This is a genomic window from Variovorax sp. PMC12, assembly GCF_003019815.1.
Classification (GTDB): Bacteria; Pseudomonadota; Gammaproteobacteria; order Burkholderiales; family Burkholderiaceae_C; genus Variovorax.
The window spans coordinates 4,423,447-4,447,524 of the sequence record NZ_CP027773.1 but is presented as its reverse complement, the minus strand read 5'-3'; the positions used below and the strand labels follow the sequence as shown (position 1 = coordinate 4,447,524).

Here is a 24,078-nt window from a genome sequence, read left to right as displayed (position 1 = left end):
CCGGCCCTTCGGGACCGGCGGCTTTTTTTCATGCGCGGGCAACCTGCAGGATCAGGGCTGCGGCGTCACCGTCCACACTTCGAAGCTCTTGCGCTGGTCGACCTGGCGCGCGCTGCGCGCCGTGAAGATGAAGCTGCTGACCGAGCTGCCCTCCGCGTACTGGTAGGCGTTGGCCCCCACCTGCGCGCAGTGGTTGTCGGAGGATGAGTTCGCCACCGGCTGGCAATAGATGACGGCCTTGCGCGCGGTGTTGCGCAGCGTCACCGAATCGGCGAAGCGGTTGTTGTTGGGACCGCGGCCGCTGACGATGAACGTGGTCGGGGCGAGCGCGCCGGCGGGTACGAGCCAGCCGTCGAGGTTGCCCTCGGCGCTGAAGTCGATGTTGTTGGCGCCCGGATCCGAGGGAACCGGGGCCGGAAACACGATGCCACGGCCCACGCCTTGGGTTTCCTGGAACAGTTCGGCGCGCAGCGCAGGCGTCATCTCCACCAGCGGCACTTGCGCTGCTTCCGCCATGCTCGGCGCGCGAGAGAAGGTGCGCACGTACTGCACCACGTTGTCGCCACCGGCGGCGTGGAAGAACTCCATGCGCCAGACCGTCTGGTCGGCGATCGCGCTCAGCTGGGTGTCCGTGTACGGCGGCGAGGCGAACAGGTTGCCGGTCTCGAAGGTCTTCGGCTCGGGCTGCTGCGCCGGCTCGACATACCGGGTCGCCATGCGCCAGATGGCGGAATTCATGGCCGTGCCGGTGGCCGTGCCATCCGCGGTGAGCACGAGCGTGTTGAGGCCGGCACGCGGCACGAGCACCAGTTGGCGGTCGCCCAGCACGCTGCTGGTCACCACCACCTTAGAGAATTTCGAGCTGCCCTGCTCCACCACGTTGTCCACGTTCAGGGTGTAGCCGGAGGCGCGGTACAGCAGGCTCGGATGCTTCAGGAAATCCTTCATCTCGAGCAGCGGCCGCACGGAGGCGCGGTAGGGGTTGCTGCTGCCGGTGAGCTTGAGCGAGCCGCCCACGATCTTCGCGTTGAAGACGTCGTTGTCGGTGTTGCCCACGACGTCGGTCCAGCGGTAGGTCAGTGCGATGTCGCCGTTGGGATAGAAGTATTCGAAGTTGCCGCGGTCGTGCTTCAGGTTGGTGGGGCCGGTGCGGAACAGGCTCTCGAACGGGCGGCGCGCGCCGCTGCTGTCGCGGCCGATGGTCGCGCCGCCGGCCGAGACGTAGCTCGCCGGGTTGTCGTCCACGAACAGGCTGCGGCAGGCCGGCGCGACCACGTTGGCCGCCGTGCCGAAGGCGTTGCCGTCGCCGTTGATGGTGCTGTCCACGCGCTGCGCGAGCGGCAGCGCATAGCAGGCGTTGATGCGCTCGAGCAGCTCCTGCACCATGGCCGGCGTGGGCGGCTGCACGAGCGCGGCGGCGTCGACCGCCGGCAGCGGCGCGATGGTGGCGTCACCACTGCGGAACACGATGGACACCGGCGGGCTGTCGTCCCCGGCCGGCTGCGCCTTGACGGTGATCTCGATGTTGGCGGCCGCGCCGTCGGGGCGCACCGACACGTTGATCGTGTCCAGCACGCGGTCCTGCCCGGTGCCGTTGGCCTTGAACTCTCCGCTCATCGGGTCGATGCTCATGTTGAGCGCATCCAGCAGCGGCTGCAGCGCGGACACGAGCTTCTTCACCTGGTCGGTGATCGCCCCCGCGGTCACAGCGCCGGGGTCGGCCTGGATGGCGGCGGCCAGCTTCGACGGGTCGCCGTTGGGCGCGAGCTGTGCCACCACGATGGTGGTCAGCGGCGTCACGTTGGTCGTGCCGGTGGCGGCGCTGGCGGTGGTGCTGTAGAGCGTGAGGTCGTCGCGCACGGCCTGGATCACCAGCGGCGCCTTGGTGCCGGCGGGCAGCGTGCAGCTGTAGGCGCCTTCGGCGGAGACCTTCACTTCGCAGACCTTGGCGCCGGTCTGGTCGAACACGGTGAGCGCCGCGTCCGCGAAGGCGGCGCCGGTGGCGACCGTGCCGCTCAGCGTGGTGGCAGGGGCCGTGGTGTCGGCGGCAGGGGCGGCGGGCTGCTGGCCGCCGCCGAGCGAAACCGGCAAGCCGCCGATGCCGCCGCCGCCCCCTCCACCGCCGCCGCACGCGCCGAGAAGCGCGAGCGTCACAGCGGACAGGGCAACGGGAATTTTCTGGATGAATGCGGGCATGTCTGGTTCTTCTCCAAGGGTTGGACCTCGCTTGACCGGAGGTTCCGCAAACCATAGCTTTCACTTTTGTGGAAACAAATGATGCAAATGCACCATTCTTGAAACGCCGCGACGGGGTAACTTCCGAGCGGGCCACGGAAACCACCAGAACATGGGATGCGCGCTGCGCAGGGGCGAGGGAAAAAAGGCCAGATGAAAAAACCGGTCGCATTGCAAGACTTCAGCACGCTGCTGCTGCAGCTCTACCGGCTATCGCACGAGTTGCCGATAGACGCATTCCAGGACGCCGCGCTCGACCTCATCAAGCCGGTGCTGCCATTCGACTCGTCGATGTGGGGCACGGCCACCAGCACTTCCAGCGGCATCGACATCCACACCATCCACCTGCACAACCAGCCGGCGGAAATGCTCACCGCCTATGAAGAGGTCAAGCACCTCGACACCGCGGCGGTGGAGGTGGGGAAGCGGCCGACCTCGACGCTCGCGTTCAACGCCGACGCATGGTTCCACCGGCCGGACCAGTCGCAACTGCGCGACTACGGCCGGCGTTTCGAGCAGGCCAACTTCTTCATCAGCTCCGACGTGAACCGGCAGACCAACTTCGTGCACTGGGTCAGCCTGTTCCGGGCGGACCCCGACGCCCAGGGCACCGAAGACGAACGCCAGCTGCTCGCCAGCCTGATGCCGCACGTGATGCAGGCGCTGGCGCTCAACCGCATCGTGCACCTGGACCGGCTGGAGCCCGGCGGGCCGCCGGCGTGCGGCTCGGCCATCGGCGACCTGCGCGGCGTGCTGTATCACGCTGACGGCCTCTTCGAAGCCGCGCTGAAGGCGGAGTGGCCCGCGTGGCACGGGCGCACGCTGCCCGCGCCGCTGCTGAAGCACTTCCTGGAAGGGCACGCCCGCTACGGCGGCCACGGGATCGTGGTGACGCACCATGTCGAGCAGCGCCTGCTGTTCCTGAAGAGCCGCACCCGCTGCCGCGCGGACAGCCTCTCGCCGCGCGAGCGCACCATTGCCGAGCTGCTGGCGCGCGGCGACACGCACAAGGACATCGCCACCATCCTGAGCCGCTCGCCGGCCACGGTTCGCAATCACATCCAGTCGATCTACGACAAGCTGGAGGTGAGCAACGTGGCCGGGCTGATCCAGGAGCTGCGGCTCGCGGGCTGAGCCTTCCCGCTACTTGGGCCGGATCGCGTCCGCCGTCCCCTGGATGAACGCCTTGATGCTCTCGATCTCCTCGCCCGAGAGCTTGCCCGTGAAGTCGGGCATGCCGCGCGACATGGCCGGGCCCTTGAGGATGAACTTGTCGAGGTTCTCGATGTAGGCCGCGTCCATGTAGCCGAGGTTGGGAATGTTGCCGCCGCGGTCCACGCCCGGCACGCCGTGGCAGAAGACGCAGTTGCTCACGTAGAGCATGGTGCCGGCCTGGACCTTGGCGGGGTCGTACTTGACGCCCTGCACCAGCTTGTCCATGCGGTACTGCACGAAGTCCGGCATCTTGGCCGTGCCGCCCACCGCGAAGGTGTAGACGGTGCCCGGCCCCTGCCGCTCGGTGGCGCGCTGCGCGAGGCCGTACACGCCGCCCCAGCCCACCGCCACCGACACGTACTGCTTGCCGTCCACCATGTAGGTCGAGGGTGCCGCCACCACGCCGGTGCCGGTGGGCGTTTCCCAGAGCTTCTCGCCGGTCTTGGCGTTGTAGGCCAGCAGGCGGCCGTCGGCCGTGCCCTGGAACACCAGGTTGCCGGCGGTGGTGAGCGTGCCGCCGTTCCAGGGCGACACATAGTCCACGCCCCAGGCTTCCTTCTGCGCCACCGGGTCCCAGGCCACGAGGCGGCCGAAGGGCTTGCTCTTGGGCGGCTCCACGTTGGCGAACTTGGCCAGGTTCCAGCCCAGGCCCGCATGCGGGCGGCCCGGCACGTCCTCGTTGAACTTCCAGTCCTTGTCGTCCATCAGGTTGATCGGCACGTGCTGCGCCGGCAGGTAGGCGAAGCCGGTCTGCGGGTTGAACGACATCGGGTGCCAGTTGTGCGCGCCGAAGGGGCCGGGGATGGCGTCGTTGGGCTTGGTGCCGTCGCGCGCGGCGGCCACGCCGATCGGGCGGCCGTTCTTGTCGTAGCCGGTGGCCCAGTTCACTTCGGTGAAGTTCTTCGCCGAGATGAACTTGCCGTTGGTGCGGTCGATGACGAAGAAGAAGCCGTTCTTCGGCGCATGCAGCAGCACCTTGCGCGGCTTGCCGTCCAGCTTCATGTCGGCCAGGATCATCGACTGGGTGGAGGTGTAGTCCCAGTTGTCGCCGGGCGTCTCCTGGTAGTGCCACTTGTACTTGCCGGTGTCGGGGTCGAGCGCCACCACCGAGCCCAGGTAGAGGTTGTCGCCGCCCTTGGGGCTGCGCGCCTTGTGCGACCACGGCGAGCCGTTGCCGGTGCCCACGTACATCAGGTTGAGCTCGGGGTCGAAGGCGAAGCTGTCCCACGCGGTGCCGCCGCCGCCGGCTTCCCAGTACTTGCCGCTCGGGTCCCAGGTCTTCGCGGCCTTGGCCATGGAAGCGTCTTCGAAGGGCTTGCTCGGGTCGCCGGGCACCACGAACCAGCGCCACTTCTGGTCGCCGGTCTTCGCGTCGTAGGCGGTGACGAAGCCGCGCACGCCGTATTCGGCGCCGCCGTTGCCGATGATGACCTTGCCCTTGAACACCCGCGGCGCGCCGGTGATGGTGTAGCTGCCCTTCTGGCCTTCGAGCGTGTCCTTCTCCCAGACCTTCTGTCCGGTGGCGGCGTCGAGCGCGATCAGGCGCCCGTCGTAGGCGGCCACGTAGACCTTGCCCTCATGGATGGCGACGCCGCGGTTCACCACGTCGCAGCAACCCTTGAAGCCCTTGGACTTGTCGACCTGCGGATCGAAGGTCCACAGCTTCTGGCCGGTGCGGGTGTCGATGGCGTGCACCACGCTCCACGAGGCGGTGACGTACATGATGCCGTCCACCACCAGCGGCGTAGCCTCCACGCCGCGCGTCGACTCGAGGTTGTACGACCAGACCAGCCCCAGGTCCTTCACGTTGCCGGTGTTCACCTGGTCGAGCCTGCTGAAGCGCGACTCCGAGTAGTCGAGGCCGACGCTGGGCCAGTCGGGGGTTTTCTTCTGCGCCGCGTTGGCGCGTATGAAATTGCCGTCGACGCGCGCGGTGGCGGCCGCTGCGCGCTCCTGTGCGTTCTGGGCCGTGGCCGCCGTCGATGCGCCCAGGCACAGCAGCGCGCCGGCGAGCATGAGCAGCCCGGAGTGTGTTCTTTTCATCGCAGGTCTCCTTTGTGCCGCAAGGATCGTTCGCGCCGGCCTCGCGTTCACCTTCGGGATTTCCCCAATCCGTCGCTGTTCCATTGCGGAACACATTCGCTGCTGGTCCCGAATACAGGGAGGCGGCGAACCCATGTCCCAAGGCAAGTTCGACAGCAGGCTAGGCACGGCGGATGCGCCGCGCCAGCTCTTTGCCAGCACGCCGGCGCAGCGCGTGGCGCTCGCGCGGCGGCAGTTCTTCGAAGAAGGCGTGCGGCCCTCGGGCCTGGTGGGCGAGGCGGTGATCCAGTCGTGGCTGCGCTGCAGCCGCACGCACACCGACCGCCAGCGCATCGTGCCCTTCGACGCGGTCACGCCGAGCCGGCTGCACGCCACGCTGGCGCGCAACCGCGAGCTGCTGGAGGTGGCACGACAGGAACTCGCGCAGATGGAGAACATGCTCGCGGGCACCGACTGCCGCGTGATCCTGACCGACCGCGACGGCGTGCTGGTGCACGTCACCGACCAGCCCGCCGCCGCGCACCAGCCGGTGCTGCGCAAGACCGCGCGGGTGGGCGTGAACATTTCGGAGCGCGTGGTGGGCACCACCGCGCCGGGCATCGTGGCCAGCACCGGGCAGGCCTGCACGGTGGACGGCGCGGAGCATTACTTCGACGTGCTGTGCCACATGCAATGCGCCGCCGCGCCGATCCGCGATGTCACGGGCCGGCTGGCCGGCGTGCTCGACCTCACGGTGGAGGCGCGGCGCTTCGGCTTCGATGCGGCGGCGATGGTGGCGCTCTACGCCACCACCATCGAGAACCGGCTGCTGCAGGCGCAGTCGCGCGACCACCTGATCCTGCGCTTCCAGGCGAGCCCCACGCTGCTGGGCACGCCGCTGGAGGCGCTGGCCGGCATCGCGCCGGACGGCACCATCGCCTGGCTCAACAACGCGGGCGCGCGTCTGCTGGGCCGGCTGCCCGAGGCGGCGGACGAACGCGATGTCGAATGCCTGCTGGGGCACGACCTCGCGAGCCTGATGCGGCTCGGCCGGCGCGAGGCGGCGCAGCCGCTGCGGCTGGCGAGCGGGCTCGGCGTATGGGTGCAGGCGCAGCTGAAGGGCGCGAACGGCGCGGACTTCCGCCATGCCGTGGCGATGCCCGGAGAGACGGCGCCAGCGGCCCTGGAACGCATCGCGGTACCGGCCATTGCAACCACCGCCACCGAAGGCCAGGCGGGCACCGACACCGCGGAGGCCGCATGGCCCGCCGGCACGCTGCGCGAGCACAGCCGCAAGCTGATCGAGGACACGCTCGCCGCGCACGGCGGCAACGTCTCGCAGGCGGCGCGGCAGTTGCGCGTGTCGCGCGGCACGCTGTACCGGCGGCTGCGCGGCTGGCATGACGACGCCGCGCAGGCCGCCGCGGACGACTGAACGTTCAGACGGCGGCGCGGGCCAGCGCGCGCGCGCGCCGCGCCTTCGCGTCGGGCTGCAGCGGCCGCAGGTATTCGTGAAGCGCCAGCGCGGCGGCGCCCACCGCCGGCGCCAATGCGTCGTAGCGCGCGGTGCGCAGTTCGGGTGCCGGCATGCCGGCGCGGTCGGCGTGCCGGTGGACGCTCTCGAACGCCGCCTGCACGAAGTCGCGGTGATCGGTGCAGGCCTTGCCGCCCAGCACGATCGCGCGCGGGTTGAAGGTGACCCACAGGTTCTGCAGCATCACGCCGAAGAAGGCGGCGGCGCGCTGCATGTCGCGGCCCTCGCGCAGCAGCACGCGCGAACCGAAGAAGGCCTCGGCGCAGCCGCGCCGCCCGCATGAGCACGGCGGCCCGTCGAGCTCGAGGATGGTGTGGCCGATCTCTCCGGCCATGCCCTGCGCGCCGGTGAAGAGCCGGTCGTTCAGCACCACGCCCGCACCCACGCCCACGTCGCAGTTGACGAAGATCAGCGGGTCTTCGCCCTCCTGGCCTTCCATTGCCGCGAACTCGTATTCACCGAGCACGGCGGCATCGGCGTCGTTCTGCAGCTGCACGGTGACGCGCGGCAGGCCCACGGCGGCAAAGGCTTTCTCCAGCGCGGGCAGCAGGCTCACGTTGCGCCAGCCGAGGTTGGGCGCGAAGCGGACCACGCCGGTGCAGTCGTCCACCGCGCCGGGTATGCACACGCCGATGCTCGACAGGCGCAGGCCGAGCTGCTCGAGCCGCGCATGCGCGACCGAGGCCATGCGCGCAACCTGCGCGCAGACGCCGGCGGGCGCGCTGTCGGCCAGTGCCCGGGTGTCCGAATACAGCACCTCGCCCTGCAGCGACATGCACACGAGGCGCACCGTCTCCACGGCGATCTCCACGCCCATGAGCGCGCGCACGCCCACGTTGATGCGCAGCGGCGTCGAAGGCCGCCCCAGGCCGTCGGCCACGGCCGCGCCCGATTCGCTGAGCCAGCCCTCGTCGATCAGCTCGCGCACCAGCAGGCTCACAGTCGACTTGGTGAGGCCGCTCTCGCCGGCCAGCCGCGCGCGCGAGAGGCCGGGCTGCGCGCGCAGCAGCCGCAGCAGGACGCTGCGGTTCATGCGCTTCACGAGCTGCTGGTCGCCGATGGTGGTCACATCAGGCGGCCGCGGTGTCGGCGTGATGGGCCTGCTCTTTGCCTTCGGGCCGCTTGCCGGCAATGATCATGCCGAGCACTTCGTCCTCGGTGACGTCGGCGGTGCGGTAGGTGCCGACCAGCTTGCCGTTCTTCATCACGGCGAGGCGGTCGCTCAGCGAGAACACGTCGGGCATGTCGTGCGTGATGAGGAAGATGCCCACGCCGTCGGCCTTGAGCTGCTTCACGAGGCCGCCGACCATCGCGGTCTCCTCGGGGCCGAGCGCGGCGCAGGGCTCGTCCATGATGAGGATGCGCGCATTGAAGTACAGCGCGCGAGAGATGGCCACCACCTGCCGCTGTCCGCCGGAGAGGCGACGCACGGGCACGCGGATGTTGGTGAAGTTCTTGTTGAGCCGGTGGAACACCTTGCGCGCCTGCACTTCCATGAAGTGGTCGTCCAGGGTGTTCCAGCGCGTCATCTTCTCGCGGCCGAGGAACAGGTTCGACACGGAGTCGAGGTTGTCGGCCAATGCAAGGGTCTGGTAGATGGTCTCGATGCCTTGCGCCTGCGCTTCGGCGGGCGTGCGGATGTTGACCTTCTCGCCGGCTATCAGGGTGTCGCCGGAGTCGATGGGGTAGGCGCCGGCGAGCATTTTCATGAGCGTGGACTTGCCCGCGCCGTTGTGGCCGAGCAGCGCGACCACTTCGCCGGGGTAGAGGTTGACGCTCACGCCGTCCACGGCCTTGACGCCGCCGAAGGACTTGCGGATCTCGCGCAGTTCGACGAGGGGTTTGGAGGTGTCGATGTCTGCCATTTCAGTGCTCTGCCTTGGTTTGGCGTTCTTGTTCGGGGCGCGTGCGAATGACACCGGGTACTCCCCTCCGCGAATGTCCCCCGCCTTCGGCTCCTCCTTTATTTCGCTGCGGGGAGCACCCGGCGCCATTCGCACAATGGGCACGGCCGCAACGCCGGCCGCGCGAGCGCTGCGTCCATCGATCACGCTGGCGGGGTGCCTTGCGCAGCGAAATAAAGGAGGAGGCCGAAGGCCGGGGGACATTCGCGGAGCAAGGTACCCCGTCGGCGTGATCGCGCCCTGAACAGCAATGCAAGTTCATCCCTAGTTCTCCCCAAACTTGCGCCGGTAGAGAACGTCGAACACCACGGCCACGATCAGCACCTGCCCGATGATGACCATGCGCTTGCCGATGGGCACGTCGAGCAGCAGCATGCCGCTGTCGAGCGACTGCATGATGAGCGCGCCCAGCACCGAGCCGAAGATCGAGCCGCTGCCGCCCGCCAGCGCCGTGCCGCCGATGACGGCCGCCGCGATCACGTACAGCTCCATGCCCGTGCCCAGCGAATTGGTGCCCGCGTTGAGCCGCGCGATCGACACGATGGCCGCGATGGTGACCAGCACCGCCAGCAGCGCGAACAGCATCAGCGTGACGCGCTTGACCGGAATGCCCACCAGCGCCGCCGCGTCGGGGTTGCCGCCCATCGCGAACACGTAGCGGCCGAAGCGTGTGCGGTGCACGATGAACGACAGCACGATGGCCACCACGGCCCAGATCAGCACCGGAATCGGAATGCCCTGTGGCGCGTCCTTCGAATCGATCTTGTAGTGGTTCATGACCGCCGCGAAGCCGATCACCACCGCCGCCGGCACTGCGGTGAGCAGCAGCTCGAGCCACAGCGGCTCGTTGGGCATCTCGTGGCGCGCGCGCGCCGCGCGCTTCTGGAACATGCGCGCGAACAGAACCACCGCCACCAGCCCGGCGATCACCCAGCTCGCGGTGACGCCGATGCCGCCGTCGTAGCCGCCGCCCAGGCGCTGGAAGAATTCGTCGTTCACCGGCTGCGTCTTGCCGTCGGCCACCAGGAAGGCCGCGCCGCGGAACGACATCAGCCCGCCGAGCGTGACCACGAACGAAGGCACGCCCAGCATCGCCGTGAGCCAGCCCTGGTAGATGGACACCAGCAGCGCCACGGCCAGGCCCGCCAGGCAGGCCGTGGGCCACGACCAGCCCGAGGTGTATTGCAGGTACGCGATGAGCACGCCGACGAAGCCCATCACCGAGCCGACCGACAGGTCGATGTGGCGCGCCACGATGATCAGCACCATGACGGTCGACACGATGCCGACCACCGCCGTCTGCTGCGCGACGTTGTAAAGGTTCTCGGGCGACAGGAACACGCCGCCCGACATGACGCTGAACACCACCGCCATCACGACCAGCAGCACGCACATCAGCACGAGGCGCAGGTCGATGCCCGTGCGGCGCCACCAGCCCGGTGTTGGATTGCTCATTTTTCAGACCCCCTTCGGGACAAAGACAGGAGCGCGCCCACCTCCGGCCGGGCCCGTGGACGGCCGGCCGATGGCGCGTTGCGCGGGTGATCCGTGCTTGCGCTTGCTTGCCTACTTGCAGGCCGCGGGCGCGCTGGCGCCCGTCACGCCCTTGCAGAGCTCGTCCTTCTTGATCCAGCCGGCCTTGACCACGACGTCGAGGTTGTCGCGTGTCACGGGCACCGGCGTCAGCAGGCGCGATTGCAGCGAGACCTTCTTCGGACCGGAGTTCCAGGTGCCGGCCTTGTCGACCGGCTTGCCCTGCGACAGCGCGATGGCCGCGGCGGCGGCTTCGCGGCCGAGTTCGCGCGAGTCCTTGAAGATGGTCGCGGTCTGGGTGCCCAGCGCGATTCGGTTGAGCGCCGCGAAGTCGGCGTCCTGGCCCGACACCGGAATGCCGCGCAGGCCCTTGGCCGTGAGCGCCGCCACCGCGCCGCCCGCCGTGCCGTCGTTGGCCGCCACCACCGCGTCGACCTTGTTGCCGTTCTTGGTGAGGATCTGCTCCATGTTCTTCTGCGCGACTTCGGGCTTCCAGCCTTCGGTGTATTCGTCGCCGACGATCTTGATGTCGCCCTTCTTGATGGAGGCGTCGAGCACCTCCTGCTGGCCGGCGCGCAGGAAGTCGGCGTTCGGGTCGCTCGGCGAGCCCTTGATGATCACGTAGTTGCCCTTGGGCTTGACCTTGAGCACCTCGCGCGCTTCCATGCGGCCGACCTCGACGTTGTCGAAGGTGATGTAGAAGACGCCCGGCGCCTCGATCAGCCGGTCGTACGCCACCACGGGCACCTTCTGGCGCGTGGCCTTGGTCACCGCCGGCAGGATGGCGTCCTTGTCCATCGCCAGCACGATGAGCGCCTTGGCGCCCTTCGACATCAGGCCCTCGATGTCGCCCAGCTGCTTCTCCGGAGAGCCGCCCGCATCGGCACTGATGTACTTGGCGCCGAGCTTCTCGAGTTCGGCCTTGATGGCGGCCTCGTCGGTCTTCCAGCGCTCTTCCTGGAAGTTGGACCAGCTCACGCCGACCACGGTCTGCGCCATCGCGCCCACGGCCGTGAGACCGAAGGCCATGGCGGCCAGGGTGTGTTTCAGTTGCATCGATGTCTCTCCTGAGTTGGTGCGCCCCACAGGGATAAGCCGTGTAAGAAATTAGTTAGTTTGAAGGGCGAACTAACTATCCCATCGCGGCAAGGTGCTGAGCATCCGGGAATTCCCGGAGCGCGGGGCGCCCATGAAAAAAGGCCGGGCAAGCCCGGCCTTCATGCGCTGGAGCGCGTGGCGGCGATCAGTCGCGGGCGCGCGCGGCGTTGCGCAGGTCGCGGATCTGGTCGTGGTTGCGCTGGGCGCCTTCGGCCTGGGCAGCGACCACGCTGCGCACGTCGGCGGGCAGGTTCTGCTTCAGGGCCTTGCGATAGCGCGCGACACCGGTGTCTTCGCCGCGCTCGCACGATTCGAGGATCGAGAGTTCGCTGTTGGCGCCCAGCGAGCCCTTCACGTGCACCCAGCCACGATGCAGCGCGCCGCTGGCGGTGCCGCCATCGGCAGGCTTGCCGCCGTAGGCCGTGATGAGCGCCATCAGTTCGCTGCCAGCCTTGCGGCACTCTTCGGCGCGGTTGGCGAACAGTTGCTTCGCCGCCGGGCTCTCCACTTCGTCGGCGCAGGCTCGGAAGCCGTATTCGCCGTCGCGCGAGTTCTCGAGCAGGTCGTTGAGCACGTCCACGACTTCGTCGTTGGCGAGCGCGGGGCCGGTTGCCTGCAGGGTGTCGAGGGATGCGTCTGTGTATGCCATGTCGGTGATCCTTTCAATTGATGATCTGTTTGCCGTCTGTCGAACACACATCGTTGAAAGATCCGCGATGCCTCGGCGTCGTCCCATCGGGCGACACGGCGTAGGCGAAGGACGACCCGCGCCGCCCGGCTTCAGCCGATGCGCCAGGCCTGCATCCACACGGCGATGCCGTCGAGCAGTTCGTCCAGCGCCTGCTCGTCGGTGCGGCCGGTGCGCCTGAGCACATGGAAGGAATGGTCGGCGCCCTCGATCTCCAGCACGGTGGCGATCGGACCCAGCGCCTGCACGGTGTCGTCGAAAGGCGCGGGCTCGGCCAGCGTGTCGCGCGGCCCGTGCGCAAAGAGCATGGGCACGTCCACCTCGCGCAGATGCGCCGCGCGCCCGGCCGCCTTCGCGGGCGCGCCCGACGGGTGCAGCGGAAAGCCCAGGAAGACCAGCCCTTCGACGGCCGCGAGCGGCTCCAGCGCCTGGGCCTGCGACGTCATGCGCCCGCCGAACGACTTGCCGCCCGCGAAGAGGCGCACGCCCGCAAAGCGCGCCGAGGCGCAGGCCACGGCCGCCCGCACCGTGGCATGCGCCAGCGGCGGTGCGTCCGTGCGCTTGCTGCCCTGCTCCATATAGGGGAACTGGTAGCGCAGCGTGGCGATGCGCCGCTCGGCAAGGCCCTCGGCCACGGCCTGCATGAACGGATGCGCCATGCCCGCGCCGGCGCCGTGCGCAAGCACCAGGCAAGCCTCGGCCGAGGGTGGCGACATCGCAAGGGCCGACACCGCAGTGCCGGGCCTCACGTCGATGGAAAGTCTGTGCAGGGTGGTCATCGCGCGAGTGTGCCCCCGCGCCCCGTCGTTCGGCGCGGACCTTCGGCGTCGTCCGACACGCGGAGGGCCGGCGGCCAATGTAAATTCATGTTTCACCCTTTTCTTCTTTTCCTGGAGTTCCGTCGTGAAGCACTGGCTGTTGGCTATCGGCATGGTCGGCTGCATCGCGCATGCGCAGCCCGGCTGGTTCACGGTGACGGGAGATCCCCAGGACAAGCTGGCAGACACGGTCCAGGTCGACCCCGACCGCGTGACGCTCCAGGACACACCGGGCGACGCCGCCAAAGCCATGAACCTGCGCGTGAGCCGCGCGGCGCAGCGCGTCAACTGGGACGGCATTCCGTACCGTTCGTACGAGTCTCGCGTGGTGTTCGACTGCCAGGCGGGCCGCGCCAGCTACGTGGCGGCGCGCTTCTACGCCCAGCCGCTGTGGCAGGGCGAGCCACACCGCAGCGCGGACTACAGCAACGCCCCCAAGCCGGTGCGCTTCCTGGACATGAAGCCCAACCCGACGGCGCGCATCGTGCGCGCGGCCTGCCGCCCGCGCAGCAGCTAGAGCTGCGACGACAGCAGCGCCGCCAGGTGCTCCATCGCCTTCTCGTGCAGCGGGCGATCCTTCCAGGCCTCGTACGTCAGTCGCTTCGACTGGCGCAGGTCGGCCTCGAACTGCGCGGTCTGCTCGGCGGCGAAGGCCTCGTCGTAGATGTTGAGGTTGGCCTCGTCGTTCAGGCGGAACGAGCGGTTGTCGAAGTTGGTGGAGCCCACCGACACCAGCAGGCCGTCGACCGTGAAGACCTTGCAATGGAACATGGTCGGCTGGTATTCGCTGATCTCGGCGCCCGCCTCCAGCAGCGGGCCCCACGCCGCGCGCGAGGCACCGCGCACGGTCTGCGAATCGATGATCGGGCCCGGCGTGATGATGCGCAGCCGCACGCCACGCTTCATGGCCGCGACCAGCGCGCCCACCGTCAGGTCGTCGGGCACGAAGTAGGCGCTCGACAGGTCGATGGTCCTGGTGGCCGCCGCGATCGACAGCAGGTACATGAGATGCATGCTCTCGCTGCCGCCCGAAGGCGAACTGCTGAACATCTGGGCGCGTCCGTCGCCCATCGAGGGAATCGGCGGAAAGTAGGTCTCGCCGTGCAGCACGTCGCCCGACACCTTCACCCAGTTGTCCATGAACACGGCCTGCATCTGCGCCACCACCGGTCCTTCGACCTTGTAGTGCGAGTCGCGCCAGTGCTCGGCGTCCTGTGCGTGGCCGGTCCATTCGGGCGCGATGCCCACGCCGCCGGTGAAGCCGGTGCGGCCGTCGACCACCAGCAGCTTGCGGTGGGTGCGGTTGTTCATGCGCGCGATGTCGTACCAGCTCGGCTTGTGGAACTTGCGGATCTGCACGCCGGCGCTTTCCATCTCGCGGATGAAGTCGCCATCGACCTTGGCGCTGCCCACCCAGTCGAGCAGCACGTGCACCTTCACGCCCGCGCGGGCGCGCTCCGAGAGCGCGTCGGCAAACTCGCGCCCGATGTCGCCCGACCAGTAGATGTAGGTCTCGAAGGTGATGCTGCGCCTGGCGCCGCGGATGGCGGCGAGCATCGGCGGAAAAATCCGGTCGCCGTTCTGGAAGGCCTCGAAGCGGTTGCCGCCGGTGATGGGCGGCCCGAGCATCACGCCCAGCGCGCGCTGGTACTGCGCATCGTGCAGCGCGTACTCGCGCTTGACCTGCTCGTCGAGCTTCTTCTCGCCGCTGGTGAAGTTCAGCACCAGCAGCGTGGCGGCCAGCGTCAGGACGAAAGTCCAGACGATGGTCTTGAGCGTCCCTCGGCGGTGCACGTGAGGACGCGAAGCCTGTGTGCTCAAGCGATCAGTCGATCAGCTGCGTCTTGATCGCGTAGTAGGTCAGGTCGCTGTTGGTGGAGAGGTTCATCTTCTCCATGAGGCGCGTGCGGTAGGTGCTGATGGTCTTCACCGACAGCGACAGCGCCTCTCCGATGCTGCCCACCGACTCGCCCTTGGCGAGCTTCAGGAACACCTGGAACTCGCGCTCCGACAGGTGCTTGTGCGGCGGCGCGTTGTCCTTGCGCTCCAGCTGGCCGGCCAGCAGCTCCGCCACCGAGGGCGAGATGTAGCGGCGGCCCAGGGCCACCGTGCGGATCGCCTTGGCGATTTCCTCGGGCTCGCATTCCTTGTTCAGATAGCCCGACGCGCCCTGGCGGATCAGGTTCACCGCGTAGTGTTCCTCGGGATAGCCGCTGAGGATGAGCACGCCCAGGTCGGGCGCCTTGGCGCGCACCATGGCGAGCGCGTCGATGCCGCTCTGGCCGGGCATCGAAAGGTCCATCACGAGCACGTCGATATCGGCCGTGCGAACGAGGTCGATGGCCTCGCGGCCGGAGCCGGCCTCGCCGACCACGCGGAAATCGACGAAGGTGGAGAAGAACGCCTTGAGGCCTGTGCGGACGACGGCGTGGTCGTCGACGATGCCGATCTTGATCATGGTGTTGTTCCTGCTTGAAGCGATGCGCGCCAGGAGGCGGCGCGACAGGGGAACGAAGATGCCACAGCCATCGGCCCGCAAGACACCCGAAAAGCAGGACGCGGCGTTGTCCTGCACGGCAATGCAGGATTGCCTGTCGCCCGCGTCGGACGGAAACGACGCGGGAGCGCCGCCCTCTCAGGCAATGGCGGGATAGCGCCCCGTGCCTTCGGGCCAGGGCGTCAGCACCTCGAAGCCGTCTTCCGTGACCGCGACCATGTGCTCCCACTGCGCCGACAGCGAATGGTCGCGCGTGACCACCGTCCAGCCGTCGGGCAGTTCGCGGGTCTCGCGCCGGCCGGCGTTGATCATCGGCTCGATGGTGAAGACCATGCCGGCCTCCAGCCGCAGGCCCTGGCCGGGCTGGCCGTAGTGCAGCACCTGAGGATCGTCGTGGTAGATCCGGCCGATGCCGTGGCCGCAGTACTCGCGCACGACGCTGAAGCGCTCGCGGTGCGCAACGCTCTGGATCGCATGACCCACGTCGCCTAGCGTGGCGCCGGGACGCACCTGCAGGATGCCGGCGCGCATCGCCTCGTAAGTGGTGTCCACCAGGCGGCGCGCCAGCGGGCTGGGCTCGCCGACGAAGTACATGCGGCTGCAGTCGCCGAACCAGCCGTCCTTGTTCACGGCCACGTCGATGTTGATGATGTCGCCCTTCTTCAGCACCTTCTGCGCCGAAGGCACGCCGTGGCAGACCACATGGTTGACCGAGGTGCAGACCGTCTTGGTGTAGCCCTGGTAGCCGACGTTGGCGGGCACCACGCCCTGCACATTGACGATGTGGTCGTGGCAGATGCGGTCGAGCTCCTCGGTGGTGACGCCGGGCTTCACATGCTCGCCGATCATCGCCAGCACCTCGGCGGCGAGCCGGCCCGCGGCGCGCGCCATCGCGATCTCGTCGGGCGACTTGAGCGGTGCGGCGGCGGCCCTCATGCGCGCGCCCCGGCCAGCTTGCGTGCGGCGGGAGCGGCAGCGGGCGCGGGCGCGGGCGGCGGTTCGACGAGGCCGGAGACGGTGGCCAGGTCGAAGCCGCCGGCCTGCTCGGCGCGGATGAGCAGCTGGCAGATCTCGCGGTGATCGAGCTCGGGGTGCAGCTCGGCCAGCATGCCGATGCGCATCCAGTGCTCGGCCTGCGCGTTGATGGAACGGCTCAGCGCATTGCCCGCGACGCGCAGGTTCTCATGCATGAGGTCTGAAATCTTGACGATGCCCATGGTCTGTTTTATATACGAAATGTATATGAATCATATCAAACCGGGCGGCGGGCTTCAACACCGCGACGGGGGTAAGCCCGGTGAAGCGCTTCGATCTCGTTTGATACGATTTTTCGCAAGGCGCCCACCTCGAGCGCGTTGGAGACAAGATGGACCCGAGCACATCCGATGCGCAGGCGCTGTACCGCGTCATGCTGCGCATCCGCGCTTTCGAGAACGCCGCCGAAGCGGCCAGCCAGGGCGGCGTGAGCGCCTATGGCCAGCAGGCCGCGGGCGCCGCCAAGGTGCGCGGGCCGCTGCACCTGTCCACCGGCCAGGAGGCGGTGCCGGCCGGCGTGTGCGCCCACCTGCGCGCCAGCGACTACCTCACCTCCACCCATCGCGGCCACGGCCACACGCTGGCCAAGGGCGCGGACCTCGCGCGGATGATGTGCGAGCTGTTCGGCAAGGCCACCGGCTTCAACGGCGGCAAGGGCGGCTCGATGCACATCGCGGACTTCTCGGTCGGCATGCTGGGCGCCAACGGCGTGGTGGCGGCAGGGCTGCCGATTGCCGTGGGCGCAGCGCATGCGCAGAAGCTGCTCGGCAAGGGCGACGACATCACGGTCTGCTTCTTCGGCGACGGCGCCATCAACCGCGGGCCCTTTCTCGAAGCGCTGAACTGGGCGCAGGTGTACGAGCTGCCGGTGCTCTTCGTCTGCGAAGACAACCGCTGGAGCGCGACCACCGCGAGCGGGCCGATGACGGCGGGCGACGGCGCTTCGGTGCGTGCCGAGTCGCTCGGTATCGCCGCCACGCAGGTCGACGGCAACGACGTGTTCGCGGTGCACGAAACCGCCGCGCGGCTGGTGAGCGAGGTGCGCGCCGGCGGCGGCCCGCGCCTGCTGCACGCGCTGACCTACCGCGTGAAGGGCCACGTGTCGGTCGACCTCGCGGCCTACCGCGACCCGGCCGAACTCGCGGTGGCGCTGGAAACGGACCCGATCGCGCGGGCGCGCGGCCATCTTCTTTCAGCGGGCATCGCCGCCGCCACGCTCGACGCCATCGAGAACGCCGCGCGCGACGAGGTCGACACCGCGCTGGCCGTCGCCGACGCCGCGCCCTGGCCCGACCCCGGCGCCGCCTTCACCGACGTGCAGACCACCGGAGCCGGCCAATGGCATTGACGAAGCAGGACCTGAGCTATTCCGAAGCCGCCCTGCTCGCGCTGCGGCGCGAGATGGAGGCCGACCCGCGCGTGGTCGTGCTCGGCGAGGACGTGGGCCGCGGCGGCATCTTCGGCCAGTACAAGGGGCTGCAGCAGCACTTCGGCACCGGCCGCGTGATCGACACGCCGATCAGCGAGGCCGCGATCATGGGCGCCGGCGTGGGCATGGCGCTCGCGGGGCTGCGGCCGGTGGTCGAGATGCGCGTGGTCGACTTCGCGCTGTGCGGCATGGACGAACTGGTGAACCAGGCCGCCAAGAACCGCTTCATGTTCGGCGGCCAGGGCCGCGTGCCGCTGGTGGCGCGCATGCCGGGCGGCATCTGGGATGCGTCGGCGGCGCAGCACTCGCAATCGCTGGAGGCGTGGTTCGCGCACCTGCCGGGCGTGGTGGTGGTGTGCCCCTCGACGCCGCAGGACAACCACGGCCTGCTGCGCGCGGCGCTGCAGTGCGGCGACCCGGTGGTCTACATCGAGCACAAGACGCTGTGGGGCGTGCGCGGCGAGGTCGACGAAAGCATCGCGGTGCCGCTGGGCAAGGCTGCGCGTGTGCGCGAAGGCGATGCGCTCACGCTGGTGAGCTGGAGCCGGCAGATGCAGGCCTGCGCGGACGCCTGCGATGCGCTGGCCGCCGAAGGCATCGCTATCGACCTGATCGACCTGCGCACCCTGTGGCCGTGGGACCGCGAGACGGTGCTGTCGTCGTGCGCGCGTACCGGCCGTCTGCTGGTGGTGCACGAGGCGGTGCAGGCGGCGGGCTTCGGCGCCGAGATCGCGGCCAGCGCGGCGGAGGCCACCGGCTGCCGCGTCGCGCGGCTGGGCGCGCCGCGCATTCCGGTCGGCTATGCGCCGGTGCTGGAGGCGCAGTCGCGCGTGGGCGTGCCGGCCATCGTGGCCGCCGCGAAGAAGCTGGCCGGCTGAGGCCCGGCCGCGGCGCAGGCGCGATGGACCCGCTCTTCTTCAAGCTGGTGCGGGTGGTCAACCTCACGGCGCGGCCTTTTCATGAGCGCGTGGGCCGCGAACACCAGCTCACGCTGAACGAATGGCGCACGATGGCCGTGCTCGGCGCCCAGCCCGGGCTCAACGCCACGCAGGTCGCCGACCAGACCGGCCTGGACAAGATGGCGGTGAGCCGCGCGCTGGCGGGCCTCAAGCGCCACAAGCGCGTGCAGCGCCACGAAGACCCGACCGACCAGCGCAGCAGCCGCCTTTACCTGACCGCGACCGGCAAGGCGCTGCATGGGCAGGTCGCCGCCCTGGGCCGCGAGCGCGAGGCCGCGCTGTTCGCAGGTGTCGACGGCAACGAACTGGCCCAGCTAGACGCAACGCTCGACAAACTCATCAAGGCCGTCCAGCGCAGCAGTTGACCCCACCACGCCAGGCCCCGCCCCCCTTCCAGAACACCGAGGAACCGGCTCCGCCGGGCCTCAGGTGTTGCCCCCGGTAGGGGGAAGGCGAAGCGACACGAAGTGCGCGCAGCCTGGGGGCGAGCCAAATTCAAGCGGCAAAGCCGCCGTCGATGTTCAGGCCCGCGCCGGTCACGAACGCGGCTTCGGGGCTGGCCAGGTAAGCCACCATGCCGGCGATCTCGTCGGCGTGGCCGTGGCGGTCGATGGCCATGAAGCCGTGCATGGTGGCGGCCATCGGGCCGCTGGCGGGGTTCATGTCGGTGTCGACCGGGCCGGGCTGCACGTTGTTGACCGTGATGCCGCGCGGCCCCAGGTCGCGCGCCAGGCCCTGCACCAGCCCGGTCAGCGCCGACTTGCTCATCGCATACACGCTGCCGCCGGCAAAGGGCATGCGCTCGGCGTTGGTGCTGCTGATGTTGACGATGCGCCCGCCCGTGCCCATGTGCGCCAGCGCCGCCTGGATCGCGACGAACACGGCGCGCACGTTGACCGCGATGGTGCGGTCGAAATCGGCCAGCGAGAACTGCTCGACGGGGCCGAGGTGCAGCACGCCCGCGTTGTTGACCAGGATGTCGATGCGCCCGCCGAAGTGCCCGGCGGCCCGGTCGATGCCGGCCTTGAGCGCGTCGGCGTCGGCACTGTCGATCTTCAGCGCGAGGGCGCGGCCGCCCTCGGCCTCGATGGTGCGCACCAGTTCGTCGGCCGGCGCGCCGGAACTGGCATAGCTGAAGGCCACGGCGGCACCGTCGCGCGCCAGCCGGCGAACGATGGCGGCACCGATGCCGCGCGAACCGCCGGTGACGAAGGCGACCTTGCCGGCCAGGACGGGGGAAGAAGAAGAAGAAGCAGAAGAGACGTTGCTGGAAGCCATGATTTTTTCCGATCTGTTGGAGGAAGAAGGCCTCCAGTCTCTGCCTTTCATTGCATTGCCGGTAGCCATTAATCGCGTCAATCAAATTCAACTGGAAGTTGAAACTCGGCATGAAAATGCGCGCATGGAACCGCTCAATCACCTCGAATCCTTCGTGCAGAGCGCGGAGGGCGGCAGCTTCTCGGCCGCGGCCCGGCGCCTGGGCCTCACGCCGGCGGCGGTCAGCAAGAACGTGGCGCGGCTCGAGGCGCGGCTGGGCCTGCGGCTGTTCCAGCGCAGCACGCGCAGCCTCACGCTGACCGAGGGCGGCGAGCGCTTCCTCGCGCAGATCGGCGGCGCGCTCGCCACGCTGCGCGAGGCCGTGGCCGGCATCGACACCGACGACGGCCAGCCCGCCGGCACGCTCAAGGTGAGCATGGGCCAGGCTTTCGGGCGCGCGCATGTGCTGCCGATGCTGGGCGACTTCATCGCGCGCTACCCGGCCATCGTGCCGGACTGGCATTTCGACAACCAGCAGGTCGACTTGGTCGGCGAGGGCTTCGACGCGGCCATCGGCGGAGGCATCGAACTGTCGGCGGGGCTGGTGGCGCGCGAACTGGCGCGCGTCCACCAGGTGGCGGTGGCGTCGCCGCGCTACATGGAAGGACGCGACATGCCCCGGCAGCCGTCGGACCTGGCGGCGCTCGACGCCTTGCTGCGCCGCTCGTCGCCCACGGGCCGCGTGCGCGGCTGGACGCTGCGGCACGTGCGCGCCAACGCCCGCGAGGCCGAGATCACGGTCGAACTGCCCCGCCCGCGCGCCGTCTTCAACGACCCCGAAGCCCTGGCGCAGGCCGCGCTCATGGGGCTGGGCGTGGCGATGCTGCCGATGCCCTTCGTCGAGCGCAGCCTGCGCGGCGGCGAGCTGGTGCGGCTGCTGCCCGAGTGGTACCAGGACACGGGCGCGGTGTGGCTCTACTACCCGAGCAAGAAGCTGCTGCCGCCGAAGACGCGGGTGTTCGTCGACTTCGTGCTCGAGCGCTTTCGCAGCGAACGCTTCGCCCAGCGCATGCAGGTGGCCTGACCGTTGCGCCCACGGGGTTTTCACCCGCGACGCAGGCAGCGCCCCCATGTACAAACGCGCGCATGACTTCTTTCTCTTTCTTTTCCTCGCCTTCCAATCGCCGGACCGCGCTCGCGGCCTCGGTCGCCACCGCACTCGCCCTCATGGCCGCCCCGTCCTGGGCCCAGAGCAACTGGCCTACCAAGCCGGTGCGCATCGTCGTGCCGTTCGCGGCGGGCGGCACCACCGACATCCTGGCGCGCGCGATCGCGCCGGAGCTCTCCAAGGCCTTCGGCCAGCAGTTCATCGTCGACAACCGCGCCGGCGCGGGCGGCAACCTGGGCGCCGAGATCGTGGCGCGCGCGCCCAACGACGGCTACACACTGCTGATGGGCACCGTGGGCACGCACGGCATCAACCGCGCGCTCTATCCCAAGCTGGCCTTCGACCCGATCAAGGACTTCGCGCCCATCACGCTGGTGGCCGCCGTGCCCAACGTGATGGAAATGAACGCCGACAAGGCCAAGGCGCTGAACATCCACAACGTGCAGGACTTCATCAAGTACGCCAAGGCCAACCCCGGCAAGCTGAACATGGCGTCCAGCGGCAGCGGCACGTCGATCCACCTGGCGGGCGAGCTGTTCAAGAGCATGACGGGCACCTTCATGGCGCACATCCCGTACAAAGGCTCGGGCCCGGCGCTGCTGGACATGGTGGGCGGCAACGCCGACGTGATGTTCGACAACCTGCCCTCGTCGATGGCGCAGATCAAGGCCGGCAAGCTCACCGCGCTGGCCGTCACCAGCGCCCAGCGTTCGCCGGCGCTGCCGGACGTTCCGACGGTGGCCGAGGTGGGAGGCCCGATGCTCAAGGGCTACGAGGCGAGCTCGTGGTTCGGGCTGCTGGCGCCAGCCGGCACCCCGCCCGAGATCGTGAACCGCATTCAGCAGGAAGTGGCCAAGTCGCTGGGCACGCCGGCCATCAAGGAGAAGATGCTCGCGCAGGGCGCGCTGCCGAGCGGAAATTCACCGGCCGACTTCACGAAGCTCATCGCGAGCGAACACGTGAAATGGGCGAAGGTGGTGAAGGACTCCGGCGCTAAGGTCGATTGAACCGCTGAAGACGCTCAGGTCTTCCAGGTCACGTCCTTCTTGTCGGCCAGCGAATCCTTGAGCATGTGAAGCAGGGGGGCAGCGCGCTGGTGCAGTCCCACATGCTGCTTCTCGGCGTCGTTGGCATGGCCTTCGACCGCGTAGTCGTCGTGGTTGTGGGCATTGCCGCCTTCGCGGGCCAGTGCGGCCTCCAGCGCGGAAATGGCGCCCGGGATCTGCTCGACGGTGATGATGCCTTGCGGCGCGGCCGGCTTGCCGACGATGTCGAGCAACTGGCGCGCGTGCACTTCGAGCATCACGAAATCGGCGGAAGCCCGGGACTGGAATCGATAGAGCATGGTGTTCTCACTTATTTGTAGATGTAATCACGGGCAAAAGGGTACACCGATTGCGCACCGCGCAAGACGCCATGCTCGACATTGCCGTCGGGCTTGGTCGACAGCATCTGGTGCAGCGAAATCCAGCCCTGCTCGAAGCTCATGGCCGAGCCCGCCAGGTACAGGCGGTAGGCCCGCAGCACGCGTTCGGCGTTCTCGCCCTGGCGGCCGCCGCTGCGCCTGAGCACTTCGCGCGCGGTGTCGAGCTGCGCTTCGAGCGCGTCCGACCAGGCCCACAGCGTGCGCGCGTAATGCGGGCGCAGGCTTTCGGTGTCGACCATCTCCAGGCCGGCCGCGGCCGTCTCGCGCAGCACGTGCGTCACGTGCAGCAGTTCGCCGCCGGGGAAGATGTATTTCTCGATGAAGTCGCCCATGCCAGCGCCCAGCTGGCGGTAGTTGAGCTCCCCCGAGGTGATGCCGTGGTTCATGACCAGGCCACCGGGCTTGAGCAGTGAATGAATCTTCCGGAAGTAGGTCGGCATGTTGGCCGCGCCCACGTGCTCGAACATGCCGACCGATGAGATCTTGTCGAAGGGCTGGTCGACCGACAGTTCGCGGTAGTCGCGCAGCTCGACGCGCACCCGGCCCTGCAGGCCCTTCTCCTCGATCAGCCGCTGCACGTGCGCATGCTGGTTCTTCGACAGCGTGATGCCGGTGGCATCCACGCCGTAGTGCTCGGCGGCCCACAGCAGCAGCGCGCCCCAGCCGGAGCCGATGTCGAGGTAGCGCTCGCCCGGCTGCAGCATGAGCTTGCGGCAGATGTGGTCGAGCTTGGCTTCCTGGGCCTGCGCCAGCGTGAGGTCGGGGGTGCGGTAGTACGCGCACGAATAGACCCGGCGCGGGTCGAGCCACAGCGCATAGAAGTCGTCGGAAACGTCGTAGTGGAACTCGATCTGGGCCGCGTCCTTGCGCAGCGAGTGCGAGCCGTGCGACTTGGCCATGTGCTGCAGGCGACTCCACCAGCCGGTGTCGGTCTCGGCCGGGTTGCCCGGCAGCATGCCCACCGTGGCGTCGATGAGGTCGCGCATGGCGCCTTCGATCTGCACCTTGCCCTCGACGTATGCCTCGCCGATGGCGCCCACCTGCCGGGCCGCCAGCTTGGCGAGCACCGCCCACTCCTTGAAGGCCAGCGTGACGCGGGCCCCGGCCTGGGCGACGCGGCGGCCATCGGGCAACTCCAGCGCGATTGGAACAGGCAGCGAAGCCAGCTGCGACTCGATCTTGGGTATCAAGTGTTGCATGGGCCGATGGTATTGATTTTTCCAGGTTTTTGCATGGCTGCCCGTGTCGGCGGAAGCCTCG

At 68.8% G+C, this 24,078-nt stretch carries 23 protein-coding genes; 8 read left to right on the top strand and 15 right to left on the bottom strand.

Going from position 1 to position 24,078, the window contains the following annotated elements; genetic code table 11:
* Positions 1-51 precede the first annotated feature (51 nt).
* Positions 52-2,196 (bottom strand): hypothetical protein, encoded by a 2,145-nt coding sequence (locus C4F17_RS20625; protein WP_106936494.1) that lies wholly within the window; start codon positions 2,194-2,196, stop codon positions 52-54.
* A gap of 192 nt (positions 2,197-2,388) precedes the next feature.
* Here C4F17_RS20625 and C4F17_RS20620 point away from each other — a divergent pair, with 192 nt between their 5' ends.
* Entirely contained in the window at positions 2,389-3,369 is a 981-nt protein-coding gene (locus tag C4F17_RS20620) for a helix-turn-helix transcriptional regulator (RefSeq protein WP_106936493.1), read from the top strand.
* Positions 3,370-3,378: 9 nt separating this feature from the next.
* On the opposite strand, the gene C4F17_RS20615 is transcribed toward C4F17_RS20620, so the two are convergent.
* Complete coding sequence (locus C4F17_RS20615) at positions 3,379-5,493, bottom strand: PQQ-dependent dehydrogenase, methanol/ethanol family (RefSeq protein WP_106936492.1); 2,115 nt, start codon at positions 5,491-5,493, stop codon at positions 3,379-3,381.
* 133 nt (positions 5,494-5,626) lie between these two features.
* Here C4F17_RS20615 and C4F17_RS20610 point away from each other — a divergent pair, with 133 nt between their 5' ends.
* Positions 5,627-6,907, top strand: coding sequence for a helix-turn-helix domain-containing protein (locus C4F17_RS20610; protein ID WP_106936491.1), 1,281 nt, complete (start codon positions 5,627-5,629; stop codon positions 6,905-6,907).
* 4 nt (positions 6,908-6,911) lie between these two features.
* On the opposite strand, the gene C4F17_RS20605 is transcribed toward C4F17_RS20610, so the two are convergent.
* The 6 genes from C4F17_RS20605 to C4F17_RS20580 all read right to left on the bottom strand — a co-directional run bounded on the left by C4F17_RS20605 (position 6,912) and on the right by C4F17_RS20580 (position 13,008).
* Positions 6,912-8,075 carry an ROK family transcriptional regulator gene (locus tag C4F17_RS20605; protein ID WP_106936490.1) on the bottom strand — a complete coding sequence of 388 codons (1,164 nt, stop codon included), beginning with the start codon at positions 8,073-8,075 and terminating at the stop codon, positions 6,912-6,914.
* Position 8,076: 1 nt separating this feature from the next.
* On the bottom strand, positions 8,077-8,871 hold the full coding sequence (locus C4F17_RS20600) for an ATP-binding cassette domain-containing protein (RefSeq protein WP_106936489.1): 795 nt from the start codon (positions 8,869-8,871) through the stop codon (positions 8,077-8,079).
* A gap of 303 nt (positions 8,872-9,174) precedes the next feature.
* On the bottom strand, positions 9,175-10,365 hold the full coding sequence (locus C4F17_RS20595; RefSeq protein WP_106936488.1) for a sugar ABC transporter permease: 1,191 nt from the start codon (positions 10,363-10,365) through the stop codon (positions 9,175-9,177).
* 111 nt (positions 10,366-10,476) lie between these two features.
* Positions 10,477-11,499, bottom strand: coding sequence for a D-xylose ABC transporter substrate-binding protein (xylF, locus tag C4F17_RS20590; RefSeq protein WP_081267451.1), 1,023 nt, complete (start codon positions 11,497-11,499; stop codon positions 10,477-10,479).
* Positions 11,500-11,686: 187 nt separating this feature from the next.
* Complete coding sequence (locus C4F17_RS20585; protein WP_081267450.1) at positions 11,687-12,190, bottom strand: ferritin-like domain-containing protein; 504 nt, start codon at positions 12,188-12,190, stop codon at positions 11,687-11,689.
* A gap of 131 nt (positions 12,191-12,321) precedes the next feature.
* The gene (locus C4F17_RS20580) at positions 12,322-13,008 is read right to left on the bottom strand and encodes an alpha/beta hydrolase family protein (RefSeq protein ID WP_081267449.1); all 687 of its coding nucleotides are present in this window, start codon (positions 13,006-13,008) and stop codon (positions 12,322-12,324) included.
* A 124-nt stretch (positions 13,009-13,132) separates the two neighbouring features.
* Here C4F17_RS20580 and C4F17_RS20575 point away from each other — a divergent pair, with 124 nt between their 5' ends.
* The gene (locus C4F17_RS20575) at positions 13,133-13,564 is read left to right on the top strand and encodes a surface-adhesin E family protein (protein ID WP_234382235.1); all 432 of its coding nucleotides are present in this window, start codon (positions 13,133-13,135) and stop codon (positions 13,562-13,564) included.
* On the opposite strand, the gene C4F17_RS20570 is transcribed toward C4F17_RS20575, so the two are convergent.
* The 4 genes from C4F17_RS20570 to C4F17_RS20555 all read right to left on the bottom strand — a co-directional run bounded on the left by C4F17_RS20570 (position 13,561) and on the right by C4F17_RS20555 (position 16,761).
* Entirely contained in the window at positions 13,561-14,841 is a 1,281-nt protein-coding gene (locus C4F17_RS20570; protein ID WP_106936487.1) for a phospholipase D-like domain-containing protein, read from the bottom strand. The genes C4F17_RS20575 and C4F17_RS20570 overlap by 4 nt on opposite strands.
* Positions 14,842-14,872: 31 nt before the next feature.
* Positions 14,873-15,505, bottom strand: a complete 633-nt coding sequence (locus C4F17_RS20565) for a response regulator (protein WP_081267540.1) — start codon at positions 15,503-15,505, stop codon at positions 14,873-14,875.
* A 177-nt stretch (positions 15,506-15,682) separates the two neighbouring features.
* Entirely contained in the window at positions 15,683-16,480 is a 798-nt protein-coding gene (map, locus tag C4F17_RS20560; RefSeq protein ID WP_106936486.1) for a type I methionyl aminopeptidase, read from the bottom strand.
* A complete protein-coding gene (locus C4F17_RS20555) occupies positions 16,477-16,761 on the bottom strand; it encodes a ParD-like family protein (protein WP_106936485.1) in 285 nt (94 codons plus the stop codon). The genes map and C4F17_RS20555 overlap by 4 nt, the downstream gene beginning before the upstream one ends.
* A 149-nt stretch (positions 16,762-16,910) precedes the next feature.
* Here C4F17_RS20555 and C4F17_RS20550 point away from each other — a divergent pair, with 149 nt between their 5' ends.
* Genes C4F17_RS20550 through C4F17_RS20540 form a run of 3 tightly spaced genes read left to right on the top strand, consistent with a single transcriptional unit; the run spans position 16,911 to position 19,332 of the window.
* Positions 16,911-17,927, top strand: coding sequence for a thiamine pyrophosphate-dependent dehydrogenase E1 component subunit alpha (locus C4F17_RS20550; RefSeq protein ID WP_106936484.1), 1,017 nt, complete (start codon positions 16,911-16,913; stop codon positions 17,925-17,927).
* Entirely contained in the window at positions 17,918-18,886 is a 969-nt protein-coding gene (locus tag C4F17_RS20545; protein WP_081267444.1) for an alpha-ketoacid dehydrogenase subunit beta, read from the top strand. Before C4F17_RS20550 ends, C4F17_RS20545 begins: the two co-directional genes overlap by 10 nt.
* A gap of 23 nt (positions 18,887-18,909) precedes the next feature.
* A complete protein-coding gene (locus C4F17_RS20540; RefSeq protein WP_106936483.1) occupies positions 18,910-19,332 on the top strand; it encodes a MarR family winged helix-turn-helix transcriptional regulator in 423 nt (140 codons plus the stop codon).
* A 130-nt stretch (positions 19,333-19,462) separates the two neighbouring features.
* On the opposite strand, the gene C4F17_RS20535 is transcribed toward C4F17_RS20540, so the two are convergent.
* Positions 19,463-20,245, bottom strand: a complete 783-nt coding sequence (locus tag C4F17_RS20535) for an SDR family oxidoreductase (RefSeq protein ID WP_106936482.1) — start codon at positions 20,243-20,245, stop codon at positions 19,463-19,465.
* Between the two features lie 124 nt (positions 20,246-20,369).
* Between C4F17_RS20535 and C4F17_RS20530 the strand changes: the two genes are divergently transcribed.
* Both C4F17_RS20530 and C4F17_RS20525 read left to right on the top strand, forming a co-directional pair.
* Positions 20,370-21,308: a LysR family transcriptional regulator gene (locus C4F17_RS20530; RefSeq protein ID WP_106936481.1), complete on the top strand. Its 939-nt coding sequence runs from the start codon at positions 20,370-20,372 to the stop codon at positions 21,306-21,308.
* Between the two features lie 62 nt (positions 21,309-21,370).
* On the top strand, positions 21,371-22,399 hold the full coding sequence (locus tag C4F17_RS20525; RefSeq protein ID WP_081267440.1) for a Bug family tripartite tricarboxylate transporter substrate binding protein: 1,029 nt from the start codon (positions 21,371-21,373) through the stop codon (positions 22,397-22,399).
* A 14-nt stretch (positions 22,400-22,413) separates the two neighbouring features.
* On the opposite strand, the gene C4F17_RS20520 is transcribed toward C4F17_RS20525, so the two are convergent.
* Together C4F17_RS20520 and C4F17_RS20515 are read right to left on the bottom strand one after the other, a co-directional pair.
* The gene (locus tag C4F17_RS20520) at positions 22,414-22,737 is read right to left on the bottom strand and encodes a DUF1840 domain-containing protein (RefSeq protein WP_106936480.1); all 324 of its coding nucleotides are present in this window, start codon (positions 22,735-22,737) and stop codon (positions 22,414-22,416) included.
* An 11-nt stretch (positions 22,738-22,748) separates the two neighbouring features.
* On the bottom strand, positions 22,749-24,017 hold the full coding sequence (locus C4F17_RS20515) for an SAM-dependent methyltransferase (protein ID WP_106936479.1): 1,269 nt from the start codon (positions 24,015-24,017) through the stop codon (positions 22,749-22,751).
* Positions 24,018-24,078 lie beyond the last annotated feature (61 nt).